Origin of the sequence: Corynebacterium sp. HMSC08D02 (assembly GCF_001807505.1) — a bacterium.
GTDB lineage: Bacteria > Actinomycetota > Actinomycetes > Mycobacteriales > Mycobacteriaceae > Corynebacterium > Corynebacterium pseudogenitalium.
In genome coordinates this window covers 42,328-58,848 of record NZ_KV789260.1, presented here as the reverse complement: position 1 = coordinate 58,848, position 16,521 = coordinate 42,328, and the positions used below count along the sequence as shown (strand labels likewise).

Annotated in this window: 14 protein-coding genes and 1 tRNA gene; 6 read left to right on the top strand and 9 right to left on the bottom strand. The window is 63.2% G+C overall.

The genetic code is table 11. The annotated features are described in order from the left end of the window. Positions 1–60: 60 nt before the first annotated feature. Both HMPREF3170_RS10680 and HMPREF3170_RS10675 read right to left on the bottom strand, forming a co-directional pair. Positions 61–134 (bottom strand) — tRNA-Gly (locus HMPREF3170_RS10680). 57 nt (positions 135–191) lie between these two features. Continuing rightward, on the bottom strand, positions 192–1,088 hold the full coding sequence (locus tag HMPREF3170_RS10675) for a lipase family alpha/beta hydrolase (RefSeq protein ID WP_070361804.1): 897 nt from the start codon (positions 1,086–1,088) through the stop codon (positions 192–194). A gap of 44 nt (positions 1,089–1,132) precedes the next feature. Between HMPREF3170_RS10675 and dcd the strand changes: the two genes are divergently transcribed. Together dcd and HMPREF3170_RS10665 are read left to right on the top strand one after the other, a co-directional pair. After that, entirely contained in the window at positions 1,133–1,696 is a 564-nt protein-coding gene (dcd, locus tag HMPREF3170_RS10670; protein WP_070479603.1) for a dCTP deaminase, read from the top strand. Between the two features lie 12 nt (positions 1,697–1,708). Further along, positions 1,709–2,977 carry a UDP-glucose dehydrogenase family protein gene (locus tag HMPREF3170_RS10665; RefSeq protein WP_141742287.1) on the top strand — a complete coding sequence of 423 codons (1,269 nt, stop codon included), beginning with the start codon at positions 1,709–1,711 and terminating at the stop codon, positions 2,975–2,977. On the opposite strand, the gene HMPREF3170_RS10660 is transcribed toward HMPREF3170_RS10665, so the two are convergent. The 6 genes from HMPREF3170_RS10660 to HMPREF3170_RS10635 form a co-directional block, all read right to left on the bottom strand. Next, a complete protein-coding gene (locus HMPREF3170_RS10660) occupies positions 2,974–4,260 on the bottom strand; it encodes a pyridoxal phosphate-dependent aminotransferase (RefSeq protein WP_070479601.1) in 1,287 nt (428 codons plus the stop codon). The two genes, HMPREF3170_RS10665 and HMPREF3170_RS10660, sit on opposite strands and share 4 nt — an antisense overlap. Before the next feature lie 22 nt (positions 4,261–4,282). After that, the gene (locus HMPREF3170_RS10655; RefSeq protein WP_246814973.1) at positions 4,283–4,933 is read right to left on the bottom strand and encodes a DUF1707 SHOCT-like domain-containing protein; all 651 of its coding nucleotides are present in this window, start codon (positions 4,931–4,933) and stop codon (positions 4,283–4,285) included. A gap of 139 nt (positions 4,934–5,072) precedes the next feature. Beyond that, entirely contained in the window at positions 5,073–6,296 is a 1,224-nt protein-coding gene (locus HMPREF3170_RS10650) for a Na/Pi symporter (RefSeq protein WP_240492779.1), read from the bottom strand. A 130-nt stretch (positions 6,297–6,426) separates the two neighbouring features. Next, positions 6,427–7,137: a chymotrypsin family serine protease gene (locus HMPREF3170_RS10645; protein ID WP_070479600.1), complete on the bottom strand. Its 711-nt coding sequence runs from the start codon at positions 7,135–7,137 to the stop codon at positions 6,427–6,429. A gap of 10 nt (positions 7,138–7,147) precedes the next feature. Then, positions 7,148–8,503: an FAD-dependent oxidoreductase gene (locus HMPREF3170_RS10640; protein ID WP_070479598.1), complete on the bottom strand. Its 1,356-nt coding sequence runs from the start codon at positions 8,501–8,503 to the stop codon at positions 7,148–7,150. Between the two features lie 58 nt (positions 8,504–8,561). Continuing rightward, positions 8,562–9,824 (bottom strand): AI-2E family transporter, encoded by a 1,263-nt coding sequence (locus tag HMPREF3170_RS10635; protein WP_070479596.1) that lies wholly within the window; start codon positions 9,822–9,824, stop codon positions 8,562–8,564. A gap of 241 nt (positions 9,825–10,065) precedes the next feature. Between HMPREF3170_RS10635 and dnaK the strand changes: the two genes are divergently transcribed. The 4 genes from dnaK (at position 10,066) to HMPREF3170_RS10615 (ending at position 14,238) form a co-directional block, all read left to right on the top strand. Continuing rightward, a complete protein-coding gene (gene dnaK, locus HMPREF3170_RS10630; RefSeq protein WP_070479595.1) occupies positions 10,066–11,895 on the top strand; it encodes a molecular chaperone DnaK in 1,830 nt (609 codons plus the stop codon). Between the two features lie 30 nt (positions 11,896–11,925). Beyond that, the gene (gene grpE / locus HMPREF3170_RS10625; RefSeq protein ID WP_070479593.1) at positions 11,926–12,513 is read left to right on the top strand and encodes a nucleotide exchange factor GrpE; all 588 of its coding nucleotides are present in this window, start codon (positions 11,926–11,928) and stop codon (positions 12,511–12,513) included. Positions 12,514–12,616: 103 nt separating this feature from the next. Next, on the top strand, positions 12,617–13,822 hold the full coding sequence (gene dnaJ / locus HMPREF3170_RS10620) for a molecular chaperone DnaJ (protein WP_070479591.1): 1,206 nt from the start codon (positions 12,617–12,619) through the stop codon (positions 13,820–13,822). Between the two features lie 2 nt (positions 13,823–13,824). Continuing rightward, complete coding sequence (locus tag HMPREF3170_RS10615; RefSeq protein ID WP_070479590.1) at positions 13,825–14,238, top strand: heat shock protein transcriptional repressor HspR; 414 nt, start codon at positions 13,825–13,827, stop codon at positions 14,236–14,238. Positions 14,239–14,710: 472 nt separating this feature from the next. On the opposite strand, the gene HMPREF3170_RS10610 is transcribed toward HMPREF3170_RS10615, so the two are convergent. Next, positions 14,711–16,474: a pyruvate dehydrogenase gene (locus HMPREF3170_RS10610; RefSeq protein ID WP_070479588.1), complete on the bottom strand. Its 1,764-nt coding sequence runs from the start codon at positions 16,472–16,474 to the stop codon at positions 14,711–14,713. Positions 16,475–16,521: the final 47 nt, after the last annotated feature.

Here is a 16,521-nt window from a genome sequence, read left to right as displayed (position 1 = left end):
TGACCCCCTTGGGGCGTACGCGCTAACGCAAACGCCTACTTATCATTTTCGACGTCATAGTGGAGCCGGCGACGGGAATCGAACCCGCACTCTCAGCTTGGGAAGCTGATGTTCTACCACTAAACTACGCCGGCAGCGCATGTAATGCAGCAGTGGGTAATTTTAGCACCGCGCTGCTAATTCGCCAAACGCTAGCGGGCTGCGTCGGACCCGTCGGGGAGTGCGCTGAGTGAGCAGGCGCGCTGGTTGGGGGTGCGGTCGTCGGCGGTGCGCTCGAGGCCCCACCGGGTGAGGGCCGCGACGGTGAGGTCGGACTGCATGTTGGGGTGCAGGACTCGGCCGGAGTTCGGGCAGGATGCTTCGATGTTGATGTTGACGACGTCCGCTCCGTCGACAGCTTGCAGGATTGAGGTGCTGTTTGGGGTGGCGGTGACGTCGGATGGTGAATAGAGCGAGGTGTACACGATTCCGGCTTGGGTGTCGGGGAGTGCGTTGAGGGCCTGGATCTCGGGGGAGTCGTTGAGCTGTTGGAGTGCGCCTGGTCCGACGAGGAACGCCGCGAGGCGTGGGAGTGCGCGGGCGATGGGGGAGAGGAATCGGCCGGCGCCGTTGAGGTCGGTGCCGTGGAAGGTGGCGCCAACGGTGACTGCGCGCCGGACGTTGTCGCCACCGCCGAGCTCGGCGATGTACTTCTTCACCAGCAGGCCGCCTTGGGAGTGTGCGACGAGGTCGACCTGGTCGGCACCGGTTGCTTCCTTGACACGTTCGACGTTGCGCGCGAGTTCGCGCGCGGAGCTGTTGATGTCGGCGTTGCCGTAGGAACCGGGGAAGAGAGAGGGCAGTCCGCTGCCACGGCCGTAGTTGAAGCCCCATACGCAGTAGCCTGCGGCTTTGAGGGCGACGGCGTTTTGGGCCCACTTTTCGGTGTTTGCGGAGGTGCCGTGTACATAGAGCACGGGTGTTGTTTTGTCGGCGGCGGGGACGCAAGAGGCGTCGTTAAATATGTCGCTGGTGTTCGCTGTGGCGATTGGGGCGCCACTGACCGCGAGAGCGGCGGTCAGGAGAATGGTCGAGAGGATTCGGTGCATGCGTTTACTTTAGCCCCACCCCAAAGCAGGCTAGACTAGGCGCCGTGCTTCTTTCAGACCATGACATTCGTGACGCCGTTGATTCGGGACGCCTCGGTATTGCACCGTATGACGCTGCGTTGGTGCAGCCGTCGTCGGTGGATGTGCGTTTGGATCGGTTCTTCCGCGTGTTTAATAACTCGCGCTATACCCATATTGATCCGCGTGAGGAGATGCCGAATCTAACCACGTTGGTTGAGGTCCCCGAGGGTGAGGGGTTTGTACTGCACCCGGGCGAGTTTGTGTTGGCGTCGACGTTGGAGAAGTTCACGTTGCCAGCCGATTTGGCTGGGCGTCTAGAGGGCAAGAGTTCTCTGGGCAGGCTTGGCCTGTTGACGCACTCGACGGCCGGGTTCATCGATCCGGGGTTTTCGGGCTACATCACGCTTGAGCTGTCGAATGTGGCGAATTTGCCGATTGTGTTGTGGCCGGAGATGAAGGTCGGCCAGTTGGCGTTGTTCGCGATGACGTCGCCGGCGGAGGTGCCGTACGGCAGTGGCGCGTTGGGCTCGAAGTATCAGGGGCAGCGGGGTCCGACGCCGTCGAAGGCGTACTTGAACTTCCGTTAGGGGGCCGTACGCATGCGGTTGTCGGTGGTCGGCGCGGGGTATTTGGGGGCGACGCACGCCGCGTGCATGGCTGAGCTTGGCCACGAGGTCCTGGCGGTGGATACGGACGCGGCGAAGGTTGCGGCGTTGCAGTCGGGGAGGGCGCCGTTTTTCGAGCCCGGCCTCGACACATTGCTGCAGCGCCACACGGCGTCGGGTCGGCTGCGCTTCACCACCGATCTGCGCGAGGTAGCGGGGTTCGCGAGGGTGCATTTTTTGGCCGTCGGCACGCCGCAGGTTTCCGGTGGGCTCGCCGCGGACACTTCATTTCTTGACGACGCCACCTCCCACCTCTCCGCAATCCTTGAGGGGGAGCACCTGGTGGTGGGCAAGTCGACGGTGCCGGTGGGCACTGCGCGCCGCCTGCAGGAGCGCCTCCCGGATGCGGTGGAGGTGGCGTGGAACCCGGAGTTTCTGCGCGAGGGCCACGCGGTGAGCGATACGTTGGCGCCGGACCGGATCGTGGTGGGGCAGCGTCCGGGTGGGCGCGCGGAGCAGGTGCTGCGGGAGGTGTACGCCACTCCTATTGAGCATGGCTCACCAATTGTGGTGACGGATCTTCCCACCGCTGAGCTGGTGAAAGTGGCGGCGAATGCGTTTTTGGCCACGAAGATTTCCTTCATCAACGCGGTCGCGGAGGTGTGCGACGCCGCAGGCGCGGACGTCACCCAGCTTGCGGACGCCATCGGGTTGGACGCGCGCATCGGGCGCCAGTTCCTGAACGCAGGGCTCGGCTTCGGCGGCGGCTGCCTACCGAAGGACGTCCGGGCGTTCATCGCACGCGCCGAGGAGCTCGGCGCCGGGGATTCGGTGCGCTTCCTCCGGGAGGTCGACGCCATCAACCAGGGGCGCCGCGCCCGCATCGTTGACCTGGTGCGACGGGAGCTAGATACGCTGGAGGGGCGCACCATCGCGGTGTTGGGGGCGGCGTTCAAACCGAACTCGGATGACATCCGGGATTCGCCGGCGCTCGACGTCGCGCAGCGCCTCTTCGAGGCCGGTGCTCGCGTGCGCGTCCACGACCCGAAGGCCCTCGACAACGCCCGCGCCGCCTACCCCGACCTTGACTTTCCCGGCACGCTCGCGCAGGCCACCGCTGGCGCGGACCTGTGCATCCTGGCGACCGAGTGGGATGCGTTCCTGCAGCCGCTGGTGGGCGTCGATAAGCGAGTAATTATCGACGCCCGCAACGCCCTCGACGTGCCCACCTGGCAGCAGGCGGGCTGGCGAGTCATCCGCTAGTGCTGGTGGTAGTCAGCCAGGAAGTTGCCGAGGCGCTCGATGGCGTTTTCCAGCTGTGACGCCCACGGCAGCGTGACCACGCGGAAGTGGTCCGGGGTGGGGTAGTTGAAGCCGGTGCCCTGCACCATGAGGATCTTCTCGCTCTTGAGCAGATCCAGCATGAAGCGCTCGTCGTCGTGGATGTGGTACATCTCCGTGTCGATCTTCGGGAAGGCGTACAGGGCGCCCTTCGGCTCCACGACGGAAATGCCCGGGATCTCGCGCAGCTTGCGCACGGCGACGTTGCGCTGCTTGTGCAGTCGTCCGCCGTCCGCGGTGAGCTCGTAAATCGACTGGCGCCCACCCAGGGCCACCTGGATCGCGTGCTGGCCAGGCACGTTCGCGCACAGGCGCGTGCCGGAGAGCAGATCCAAGCCCTCGATGAGGCCCTTCGCCCGGCGGCGTGGCCCCGTGAGCACCATCCAGCCGGCGCGGTACCCGCACACCCGGTACGCCTTCGACAAGCCGTTGAACGTCAGGGTGATCACGTCCGGGGCAACCTCCGCCATGGAGATGTGCTGGGCACCGTCGTAAAGGATGCGGTCGTAGATCTCGTCGGCGAAGATCATCAGCTCGTGCTCGCGTGCGATGTTCGCGATGCCCTCGAGTGTCTCCCGCGAGTACACCGCACCCGTCGGGTTGTTCGGGTTGATCACCACGATGGCCTTGGTCCTGCTGGTCACCTTGGAGCGGATGTCCTCCAGCGAGGGGTTCCAGTCGTCCTCCTCGTCGCACTTGTAGTGCACCACCTTGCCGCCCGCAAGTGTCGACGCCGCCGTCCACAGCGGATAGTCCGGCGTCGGAATGAGGATCTCGTCCCCCTCATTCAGGGCGGCCTGCGTGACCATGCTGATCAGCTCGGACACACCGTTGCCCAGGTAGACATCATCGATGTCGAACGCCGGGAAGTCCGGAATCATCTCGTAGCGCGTCACAATCGCGCGACGCGCCGAAATAATGCCTTTCGACGTGGTGTAGCCCTGGGACGTCGGCAAATTGGCAATCATGTCGCGCATGATCACATCCGGCGCCTCAAACCCGAACACGGCCGGGTTGCCCGTGTTCAGCTTCAGGATGGTGTGGCCGTCGCGCTCCATCTCCTCCGCGGTCGCGCTCACCGGGCCGCGAATGTCATAAAACACGTTCTTCAGCTTCTCGGCCTGGTCAAAGTGCCGGTGCCGCTTAAGCGGTGTGTGCTGCGGGCTCTTGTCTTCTGATGCTTCTGATTGCTTCTTGTTGGCCATGTGCCAATACTAGCGCCCGAACCTAACCACGTTTGTTGAACCGCTGCATCGTCTGCTGCGCGATATTCAACGCATCGTTCTTCAGCTGGTCCATCTGCTGGCGCTGCTGCTGCTTCCGCATCGCGATCTCCGCCGCCTGATGCGACTGCAACTCCAACTGCTGCATCTTGACCGCCTGGCGCTGCGCCCGCTGAATCTGCCGCACCGAGGGCGCGTACCAGCTATCCGGGCCCACCTTCATCACGTACAACAAGATGAACACGGTCGGGATGATCAGCAGCGACAGTACGGCCAGGAAGTTTTCGCCCATCTCGGAAAAGACGACGATGAAAGCGAGGCTGGCGATCGTCGACAAGCCCATCAGACCACCGCGCACATTGCGACCCCTCCTGCGGGCCAGCTCAATGTCCTCACCCGTGTACACCGGGGAGTTCTGGACCTGCTGCGCCGGCACCTGACACTGGCCCGGCTTCTGCGGCAAATCCTGGAACAACGCCATCAAGTCCGGCGAGTACTCCGCTTTCGCGACAGCCGCACACCGCCTATCGAACTCGTCCATGGTCAGGCGCCCCTCACCGAACGCCACCGACAATGCCGTCACCGCGTCATTGCGGTCGGTGTCACTGATGCGGTAGTTGAACTGGAAATTCGGATTCGGCTGAGGCATGGTCATAGCTCCTAAGCATACTTGGCTGGTGCGGACTGTCCTAGAACTGCAAAGTGTAGTAACAGGAATGTAGTAATCCCCGAAATGGGCGCCAAAAATCCGGATTACTACATTCCTGTTACTACAGTTTGGGTTTTGTCAGCCCCTAGGACACCAAGTTGGTGATGAAGATCGCCAGCAGTGGCAGCGCGAAGAACACGCTGCCGACCCAGATAAAGATGTACACCTTGTTCTTATCGGCGAGGCCGGCGAGCCACTCGGCACCCTTCGGAGGAAGTGCGCGCAGGAAGGGCACCGACATGATGATGATCGCTGCGAAGGTGTTGAAGAGGGTGTGTACCAGGGCGGTCTGCATGGCGACCTCGGCAACCTCGGGCGGCGCGGAAAACGCCGCGATCAACCCGGTCACCGTGGTACCGATGTTGGCGCCGACCACGAACGGGAACAGGTCTCGCATGTGGAACTTGCCCGACGCCGCCAGCGGCACCGTCAGCGACGTGGTGGTGGAGGAGGACTGTACCGCCGTGGTGATGACGGCGCCGGAAAGCACACCGGAGAGGGTGCCCTTGCCGAGTGCCGCGTGCAGGAACTCCTGCGCCCGGCCGACCAGCAGCGTGCCGAGCATGTTGCCGATGAACCCGATGACCACCATGATCAGGGCGATGCCGCCAATCGAGAGGATGATGCCGCCCCACACGTGGCTCAGCGGGCTGACGGCGGTTTCGGCGAGGGAGACGAGTGGTTCGGTGATGGCGTCGACAAAGTCGCCGATGCCGCTGAAGATCGTGTTGAGGATGCCGCCGGAACCACCGCTGGTGTAGTGCGCGATCGCGCCCGAGGTCTTTTGCAGGAAGCCGGTGGCGAGCTCGAGCGGCATGAAGATGGCCAGGGCGATCAGGTTGAAGAAGTCGTGCACAGTGGCCATCGCGAAGGCGCGGCGGAACTGCTCCTTGTTGCCCGAAAGACCGAGCGCGACGAGGGTTGCGGTGACGGTGGTGCCCAGGTTGGCGCCGAAGAGCATCGGGATGGCGATTTCGATGGGCAGGCCACCCGCAACCATGCCGACGGTAATCGATGTGGTGGTGGAGGAGGACTGCATGATCGCCGTGGCGAGGATACCGATGCCCAGGCCCACGAACGGGTTCTGTGCAAACGAGAAGAGTTCCTCGGCGCGGTCACCGGCGGCCATCTGGAAGCCGGCGCCGATCATGCTCACCGCGTTGAGCAGCAGCCACACCGCGACGACGACGGACATCCAGTCCACGAAGGTCTTGAAGGGGCCACCGAACGGCAGGAAACCCAGTGGGTCTTTCTTACCTGCGTCTGCTCCGTCGGGGTGGTGCGTGAACGTCGTTGTCGCGGTGTCCATGCTCATATGATGAAGCGCTTCCTGTCGTCGAAAAAACTCTCGCCAAAAAGGGCCCAAGGTGTGGGCCAACGTATCACCATAATGTGCGCACGTGCACGGCCGGTAACACCAAAGTGAACTTTAGGCGAACTTATCGCAGCTGCCGCGCGTACCAGCCCGGGATCGAGTTTGACGACGTCGTGGGCTGGTCAAGGTCCATAGAAACAGGAGATAGCAGTTCGGGTCCGAAGTACAGCTCCGGGTAGGAGCCGGTCATCCAGTACTTCTTGTCTTTCCATACCCCGCCGGAGGTGACGGCGACGAAGCCGCGGCCCGGGATCCAGATGGGGCCGCCGGAGTCACCGTGGCGAGGCCCGGCGATGGAGGTTGCCACCATGTTGCCGCGCACCCCAGTGACGTGCCCGCAGAACTCGCGGCGCGTGGTGGCGCCGTAGGAGCAGACGCGCTCGCCCGGGCGCACCGCGTTGGGGTGGACCTTCGCGTTGCCAGAGAACCGGTTGGCGCCGGCGGTAGCGCCGGAGAGGGTGACGTAGGCGAAGTCGTTGGGGCCGTCGGCGGAAACGAGCCAGCCGGGGAAGGAGATCACCGTGCCGATGCGCCGGCCGCTGCCGTCAAGCACCTGCTGGAACGGGAACTTCACGCAGTGACGCGCGATGGCGATCTGGTTGCGCGCATGGTCCACGTAGCCGACGGTGCAGATACCGTAGGCCAGCCCCATGTCGAGGCGGACGCGGTCGCCCTGGTTCACCACCGGCCGCGCGTCGGCAGCGGGGGCGAGCAGGGAAGCGGCGGTGGCGACGCCCACGCAGGCGGCGGCGATCTTATTCAAAAACTGGCGCATAGCCAGCAGCTTACTGCTTGTGGTGGGCGTAGGAGACCATTTCGTCCCACTCGACGATCTTCTTGCGCTCGCGGCTGTGGGTGGCGCACTCCTCGCCGAGCTTGCGCTCTGCTTCATCCAGGCGGTACCAGCCGTCCCAGGTGGTGTAGTCGATGCTGCGCTCGTCGAGCAGGCCGAGGATCGCGTCCGGGTCCTCGTGGGTCGGGGTGTTGAGCTTGCCGGCGTCTGCGTCGGCGATGAGCATGTCGGTCGTTTCCTTCGCGTCCGATTTCGTGTTGCCGATCAGGCCGACCGGGCCGCGCTTGATCCAGCCGGTGACGTAGAGGGAGTCCTCGAAGCCGTCCTCGCCGAGGACGTGGCCGCCGTCGTTCGGGATGACGTGGCGCTCAAGGTCGAACGGGACGCCCTCGACAGGCTCGGAGCGGTAGCCGATTGCGTGGTAGACCTGCTGGACTGGCCAGTCGGTGAACTTGCCGGTGCCTCGCAGCCCGCCCTCGCCGTCGAACTCGGTGCGCTCGGTGCGGATGCCGACAATGTCGTCGCCCTCAGTGAGCACCTCGACTGGGGACTCGAAGAAGTGAATGTGGATCTTGTGCGGGGCATCATCCGGCTCGCGCATCGCGTACTGCTCCAGGACCTGGCAGTTCAGGTCGATGGACTTGTCGGCGCGGCGCAGCTCCTCGGAGGGGCCGTCGTAATCAATGTCCTCTGGGTCGACGAGCACCTGGATGGTGTCCGACTCGTCGAGCTCGCGCAGCTCCTTCGGCGTGAACTTCGCCTGTGCCGGGCCGCGACGGCCGAACATGTGGATGACCTCGGCCTTGTTGTTCTTCAGGGACTCGTAGACGTTGTCCGGGATCTCGGTGACCAGCAGCTCGTCGCCGGTCTTTGCAAGGATACGGGAGATATCCAGCGCCACATTGCCGACGCCCACCACTGCGACCTCGCGTGCCTCCAGGTTCCAGGAGCGCTCGAAGCGCGGGTTGCCGTCGTAAAACCCGACGAACTCACCGGCGCCGATGGACTTGTCGCCGCCAGGGACGAGGAACTCGCGGTCGCGGACAGCGCCGGCGGAGATGATGATGGCGTCGTAGTACTCGCGCAGCTCATCAATGGTGATGTCGCGGCCGACGGTGATGTTGCCCAGGAAACGCAGGTTCGGCTTATCCATCACGTTGTGCAGCGACTTCACGATGCCCTTGATGCGCGGGTGGTCCGGGGCGACACCGTAGCGGATGAGGCCGAACGGCGCAGGCATCTGCTCAAACAGGTCGACGTGGATCTCGTGCTCCTGATTGCGGATGAGCAGATCGGATGCGTAGATACCGGCTGGTCCGGCACCTACGACAGCGACGCGCAGACTCATAGAAATATGTCCTTTCGGTTTTTGAGGCTAGTTATCTTAACAATATAGCGCTACGTGTTTAGTTCTTGGAGCGCCTGCCCATTTGTGCCATGTGTTCGCGCACGGCGTTGAAGGCCTCCTTGGAGTCCAACGTCTGGCTCTGTTGGGTGGCCATTTGGACCTCGTCGGGGGTGACTTCGCCAGTTCGGAGCGAGACCATCTCTGCCCAGTAGCGGAACCAGACAGCGAGGACCGCGGCGACCGGCACCGCGAGGAACGCGCCGACGATGCCGAACAGCGTGCCGCCGAGCGCCACGGAGAGCAGCACGATCGCTGCGTGCAGGCCCATTGCCTGGGACTGCAGGATCGGCTGGAGGATGTTGCTCTCCAGCTGCTGCACCACGATGATGAGCACGAGCACCAGGATGGCGTTGGTCAGGCCGTTGGAGACCAGCGCGATGATCACCGCCAACGCGCCCGCCGTGACCGCACCGATGATGGGGACGAAGCCCGCGAAGAACGTGATCACTGCCAGGACCGGCCACAGTGGCACGCCGAGTAGGAGCAGGCCGAGGCCGATGAAGATGGCGTCGACAGCCGAGACGACCGCCTGCGTGCGGATGAAGCCGGACAGCGTGTTCCAGGAACGCATGCAGACCTCGGTGAGGTGCCAACCGGCGCGCACGCCGACGTAACCCTTGAGCCACGGCAGGAACTTTGAGCCGTCCTTCAGGAAGAAGAAGGTGAGGATCAGGGTCAGCGCCAAGGTGGTGCCGACGGACGCGATCGCCCCGAGGCCTGAGAACACACCAGACGCGATGTTGGAGGCCTGGCCTCGCAGGACGTTCGTGACCTGGTCGATGACCTCTTGAACCTTGGTTGGATCGATGAGCTCGTTATCGACGTTGTCGCGCAGCCAGTGCGTGATCTGGTCAATACCCTGCTGCGCCTGGTCGACGAGCTGGGTGCCCTGGGTGCGAACGGTCGGGGCCATCGCGGCGAAAATGCCGCCGATGATGGCGAACGCCCCCACGAGCACGCCGGCCGCAGCGAGCGCAGGCGGCGCTTTCTTCTTGCGCAGCCAGTCCACTGGCGGCCACAGCACCGTGCACACGATGAGCGCTAGGAAGATCGGCAGCAGTCCCATCCAGACGTACTTCAGCAGGTACAGCAGGATGGCGGTGGCGGCGACGATGATGATGAATCTCGCCGCCCAAGCTGCCGCGGTGCGCCCGTCGGAGGCGATGACCGTGCTGCGGTCAACATTTTCTGAGGAAAGCTCCTGCGCGGCGTCGGCCGCGGTGGGCTGTGTTTCCTCCTGTGGTTCAACTTCGTTGTTCATACCAAGACATTGTGCCAGACCTCTCCGACATAACTTATTTACACCCCCTGGACTGCAAGATTAGGAAAAGTTGAGTCGAGTGGGAATAACTTTCTGGATTGCATGTTGTAAGGATTGAGCGTGACAGGCTCAAGGTTGGCGGAACTTCTGCTACAGTGGTTCCCGTCAAGTTGAGTCGAGGCGATTCAACTTCGGATTAACTTCAGAAATGACTTCGACAAACACAGGAGGAAATGTAGAAATGGGACGCGCAGTAGGTATTGACCTTGGTACGACAAACTCGGTTGTCTCTGTCCTTGAAGGCGGAGAGCCGGTAGTTATCGCGAACGCTGAGGGTTCGCGCACCACCCCGTCTGTCGTCGCGTTTGCGAAGAACGGCGAGGTGCTGGTTGGCCAGTCCGCGAAGAACCAGGCGGTCACCAACGTTGACCGCACGATCCGCTCCGTTAAGCGTCACATGGGCGAAGACTGGACGGTCGAGATTGATGACAAGAAGTACACCCCGCAGGAGATTTCCGCACGTACGCTGCAGAAGCTGAAGAGGGACGCAGAGGCATACCTCGGCGAGGAGGTTACCGACGCCGTCATTACCGTCCCTGCCTACTTCGAGGACGCACAGCGTCAGGCTACGAAGGAAGCCGGCCAGATCGCAGGTCTGAACGTCCTGCGTATCGTCAACGAGCCGACGGCAGCTGCACTGGCATACGGCCTGGAGAAGGCTGACAAGGAGCAGACCATCCTGGTCTTCGACCTTGGTGGCGGTACCTTCGACGTCTCCCTGCTGGAGATCGGCGACGGCGTCGTAGAGGTCCTGGCAACCGCGGGTGACAACGAGCTCGGTGGCGACGACTGGGACAACCGCGTGGTTGAGTGGCTCGTCGATAAGTTCAAGTCTGCACAGGGCGTCGACCTGTCCAAGGACAAGATGGCGATGCAGCGCCTGCGTGAGGCCGCTGAGAAGGCAAAGATCGAGCTGTCTTCCTCCCAGCAGGCATCCATCAACCTGCCATACATCACGGTTGATGCCGAGAAGAACCCACTGTTCCTCGACGAGACGCTGACGCGCACCGAGTTCCAGAAGATCACCTCTGACCTGCTGGACCGCACCAAGGCGCCGTTCAACCAGGTCATCAAGGACGCTGGACTCTCCGTCGGCGAGATTGACCACGTTGTGCTGGTCGGTGGTTCCACTCGTATGCCGGCCGTGACCGACATGGTCAAGGAGCTCACCGGCGGCAAGGAGCCGAACAAGTCCGTGAACCCGGACGAGGTCGTGGCACTCGGTGCGGCGCTGCAGGCAGGTGTCCTGCGTGGCGACGTCAAGGACGTCCTGCTTCTCGACGTCACCCCGCTCTCCCTCGGCATCGAGACCAAGGGCGGCGTGATGACCAAGCTCATCGAGCGCAACACCACCATCCCGACGAAGCGTTCCGAGACCTTCACCACGGCTGAAGACAACCAGCCAAGCGTGCAGATCCAGGTCTTCCAGGGCGAGCGCGAGATGGCTTCCGCGAACAAGCTGCTCGGCTCCTTCGAGCTGGCAGGTATCGCTCCGGCACCGCGCGGTGTTCCGCAGATTGAGGTCACCTTCGACATCGACGCCAACGGCATCGTGTCCGTCTCCGCAAAGGACAAGGCGACCGGCAAGGAGAACACGATCAAGATCCAGGACGGCTCCGGCCTGTCCCAGGAGGAGATCGACCGCATGATCAAGGACGCCGAGGCACACGCCGACGAGGACAAGAAGCGTCGCGAGGAGCAGGAAACCCGCAACGGTGCAGAGTCCGCCGCCTACCAGACGCGCAAGTTCATGGAGGACAACGCCGACAAGCTGCCGGAGGACCTCAAGACCCGCGTCACCGAGGCAGCCGACGCCGTCGACGAAGCACTCAAGGGAGATGACCTTGAAGCGGTGAAGTCGGCCGTCGAGAAGCTGAACACTGAGTCGCAGGAGCTGGGCAAGGTGCTCTACGAGGCACAGGCCAACGAGGGCGCGACCCAGGCCGAGGCAGCCGACGACAACGTCGTCGACGCCGAGGTAGTCGACGAAGACACCGACGAAACCAAGTAGACACCAGCAACACTGCAGAAGGAGGTCACCATGACGAACCCGAACACTCCGGAACCGGAGCAGGTTGAAGACCTGATCGAAGAAGCCGAGGCAGTAGCAGCAGAAGCTGCCGAACCCGAGGCTGAAGCTGAGGTCGACGCCGACGCTGCACCGGAAACGGACGAGGGCGAGCAGGATGACGTCGAAAAGCAGCTTGCTGAGCGGACCGAAGACCTGCAACGTGTGAGCGCCGAGTACGCAAACTACCGGCGCCGCACAGAGCGGGAACGCGCGGCCATCGCCGAGCACGCGAAAGCAGCCTTCGCTACCGAACTGCTCCCGCTTCTCGACGACCTCGACCTCGCCGAACAACACGGAGACTTGAACGAAGGCCCACTGAAAGCCTTCGCCGACAAACTCCGCGGCGTGGCCACCGCGCAACGCGTCCAAGCCTTCGGCGCAGAAGGCGACGCCTTTGACCCCGAAACCCACGAGGCAGTCCAAGACCTGTCCTCCGGCGACGACAAAGTCATCGGCACTGTGCTGCGCAAGGGCTACCGCGTAGGCGACCGACTCGTGCGAAACGCAATGGTCATCATCGCCGATCCTGCGGAAGAGCCTGCTGAAGACAACGAGTAACAACAAAACCCAGGGCCGGGGCGTGAGGTGCGCGAAAAGCGGCCTTCACGCCCCGGTTTTGTACTTGAAATAACAAAATTCATCCGAGAAAGGAGGGTGCGAGATGGCTATGCAACAAGAGTGGGCCAACAAGGACTACTACGGCGACCTCGGCGTCTCCAAAGACGCGTCCACAGCTGACATTAAGAAGGCATATCGCAAGCTCGCACGTGAAAACCACCCCGACTCCAACCCCGGCAACAAAGCCGCCGAGGAGAAGTTTAAGAAGGTGGCAGAAGCGTACGACGTCGTCGGCGACGAAGAAAAACGCAAAGAATACGACCAGTTCAAGGCGATGATGAGCTCCGGCGGCTTCGGCGGCCGATTCGGAGGGGCAGGAGGTCCCGGCTTTCCGGGAGGGTTTCGCCAAACGGGGCAGAGCGACTTCAACTTCTCCGACCTCTCCGACATCTTCGGAGGAGCCGGGGGTGCTGGACAAGCTGGAGAAGGCGGCCTTGGTGATCTCTTCGGTGGCCTCTTTAACCGCGGCGGCGCTGCTGGCAGGAACGCTCGGCCGTCGCGGGGGGCGGACGTCGAGACGGAAATAACCCTCGACTTCCGCGAAGCCGCCAAGGGCACCACCTTCCCCGTCGAACTCACCGGCGACGCCCCATGCACCACATGCCACGGCTCCGGATCCAAATCCGGCCACGTCACCCAGTGCGAACAGTGCCACGGCTCCGGCTATGTCCGCGAGAACTCCGGCGCATTCGGCATGGCCCGCCCATGCTCCAACTGCGGTGGCACCGGCGACGTGATCAAGGACCCGTGCACCACGTGCCACGGCACCGGCACCGTCCGGCGCTCCCGCACCATCACGGTGCGCATCCCCGCCGGCGTTGTCGACGGCCAAAAAGTGCGCCTCGCAGGACAAGGCGAAGCAGGCCCCAACGGCAAACCAGCCGGCGACCTCTTCGTCACCGTCCACGTCCGACCCGACAAAGTGTTCACCCGCACCGGCGACGACCTCGAAGTCACCGTCCCCGTCTCCTTCAGCGAACTCGCCCTCGGCGGCACCATCACCGTGCCCACCCTGGACAAACACGTCCGCGTGAAGGTCCCCGCAGGCACCCCCAACGGGCGCACCCTGCGCGTTAAAGGGCGTGGCGTGCCACGCAAATCCGGCAACGCCGGCGACCTGCTGGTCACCGTCGAAGTCGCAGTGCCCAAGGACCTGGACGCAGCCGCCACCAGCGCACTGCGCGCCTACCAACAAGCCGAACGCGACTCCGGCTTCGACCCGCGCGCCGGGTGGGCAGGAGGTGCATAACCATGGCTGAGGAGTACTACGTCATCTCCGTCGCCGCCGAACTCACCGGCATGCACGCCCAAACCCTGCGCACCTACGACCGCATCGGCCTGGTCACACCGATGCGGACCAGCGGCGGCGGACGCCGCTACTCCCGACGCGACATCTCCATGCTGCGCCGGATCCAACAGCTCTCCCAGGAAGACGGCGTCAACCTGGCCGGCATCAAAACCATCATCGAGCTCACCGAACACATCGACGAGCTCCAAGAAGAACTGGCGGCCAAACGCGAAGAAAACGCACAACTACGCCAACGCTTGGAACGCCAACGCTTGGAAACCCGCCCGCGTGGCGGCGAACTCGTCCACGTTCCGCGCTCCACCGCGCTGGTGACGTGGGAACCGTCCTCCGCCAGGTCACGGCGCCGGGCGCGGTAAGGTTGGACAGCTTCCGCCTTGCTTTGATGCTTGGCGGGGGCTGTTTTCGTTTGTTAGGGGGTTCTTGGGGGCTGGTGCGTGCTGTGTTTTGCCCTCGCTGCGTTCGTGTCGAGGTGTTTAGGGAGTGCGACGCTGGTCGTCGAAAATCGGCCCGGTTGGGTGAGAAAGCGCGACCTGCATCGCACGCTTTGAAGCCCACGCTTTGAATGGTTTGAGGGCGCCAGGCAGGGGAGGGTGCGCACCAAATTCCTACATCGGGTTTGTGCGACCTGGGTTTTGCAAACGCGCTCGCCGGAAACCCGGAATCTGGTGCGAAGAAGCAGTGGTCGTGGGAACTTTCTTCGTAGACAGATGACGCGACCTGGGGAAACGCAAGTGCTGGTCGACGCGGGCGAGGCCACAAACCCCCAAAAACGCGAAGTGGCCCCGGGTAAAAACCCGAGGCCACAAAGCCGCAAAACCTAGCGCATCATTACTTGAACGTGATCGACGCTGCGCCGCCGATGTGGCGGAGGTTGGAGCGTGCGAGGTCGACCATGCGGCCGACGCCACCGTCGAGGACGGTTTTGGTTGCGGCGGCGGTGAAGCCCTTCATCATGTCCCAGGTGATGTTTGGTGGCATGGAGAGGGCGTCCGGGTCGGTGACGATGTCGACGAGGACGGGGCCGTCGTAGGCGAGGGCCTCCTTGAGCTTCGGGCGCAGGTCGGCTGGGTCTTCGATGCGGAAGGACTTGATGCCGACGCCTTCGGCGATGTTGGCGTAGTTGACGCCGTCGTGGTCGGTTTCGTGCTCGGGGAAGCCTTGGACGAGCATTTCGAGTTTGACCATGCCGAGTGAGGAGTTATTGAACACGATGGTCTTCACTGGCAGGTTGTGCAGCTTGACGGTGAGCAGTTCGCCGAGCAGCATGCCGAGGCCGCCGTCGCCGGACCAGGAGATGACCTGGCGGTCGGGGAATGCGGCTTGCACGCCGATGGCTTGCGGGAGGGCGTTGGCCATGGTGCCGTGCAGGAAGGATGCGGATTCGTCGCGCTTGCCGTTGGGGGTGAGGTAGCGGGAGGACCACACGTTGCACATACCGGTGTCGACGGTGAAGTAGGCGTCTTCGTCGGCGAGTTCGTCGAGGACGGAGGCGGCGAGCTCTGGGTGGATTGGGGTGCGGGCTTCGCGGGCTTCCGTCGTGTACTTGCCGACGACCGACTCCAGCAGCTCAGCGTGACGCTTCAGCATTGCGTCCAGGAAGGAGCGGTCCTTCTTCTCCTCGATGTGCGGGAGGATGTTTTCGATGACGCTCTTGACGTCGCCGATGACTGGGTAGTGCACCTTGGTGCGGCGGCCGATGTGGGCGCCGTCGATGTCGATCTGGGCGACGTTCTTGCTGGGCAGCCAGTCGGTGTATGGGAAGTCGGTGCCGACCATGATGAAGAGGTCTGCCTTGTCGGAGGCTTCGTGGCAGGCGCCGTAGCCGAGGAGGCCGGACATGCCGACGTCGTATGGGTTGTCGTACTCGATGTACATCTTGCCGCGGAAGGAGTGGCCGACTGGTGCCTTGATCTTTTCGGCAAGTGCGAAGACTTCGTCGCGGGCGTCCTTGGCTCCGTAGCCGCAGAAGAGGGTGACGGTGTCTGCCTCGTTGATGGCTTCGACCAGGCGGGCGGCTTCGGCTGGGTCTGGGTAGACGCGCTTGTTGCCGCCGGTGGCGTAGTTGCCGGACAGGGTTGGGGCGTCGGCGGTGACTTCTTGTGCGAAGACGTCACCTGGGACGACGACGACCGATACGCCGTTGCCGGACATGGTGTTCTGGATGGCGTTGTGGACGACGCGCATGCCCTGGTCGGCGGAGTTTGCCATCTCGCAGTAGGAAGAGCACTCCTGGAAGAGCATTTCTGGGTGGGTTTCCTGGAAGAAGGACGAACCGATGTGGAAGGACGGGATGTGCGAGGCGATTGCGAGGACCTTTGCGCCGTTGCGGTGCGCCTCGAAGAGTCCTTGGACGAAGTGGGTGTTGCCTGGGCCGCAGGATGCGCCGCACACTGCGAGTTCGTCGGTTGCGAGTGCGTCGGAGCCGGCGGCGAATGCGGCGGCTTCCTCGTTGCGCACGTGGACCCATTCGATGCCTTGGGTGCGGACGGCGTCGGAAAGCGGGTTGAGGGAGTCACCGACGAGGCCGTAGATGCGCTTGACGCCGAGCTCCTTCAGCTTGGCAACGAATGCCGAGGCGAAGTTCTGAGCCATTCCTAAAATCTCCTTTTATTTGAAGAATAAATTAACCGCTTATCATG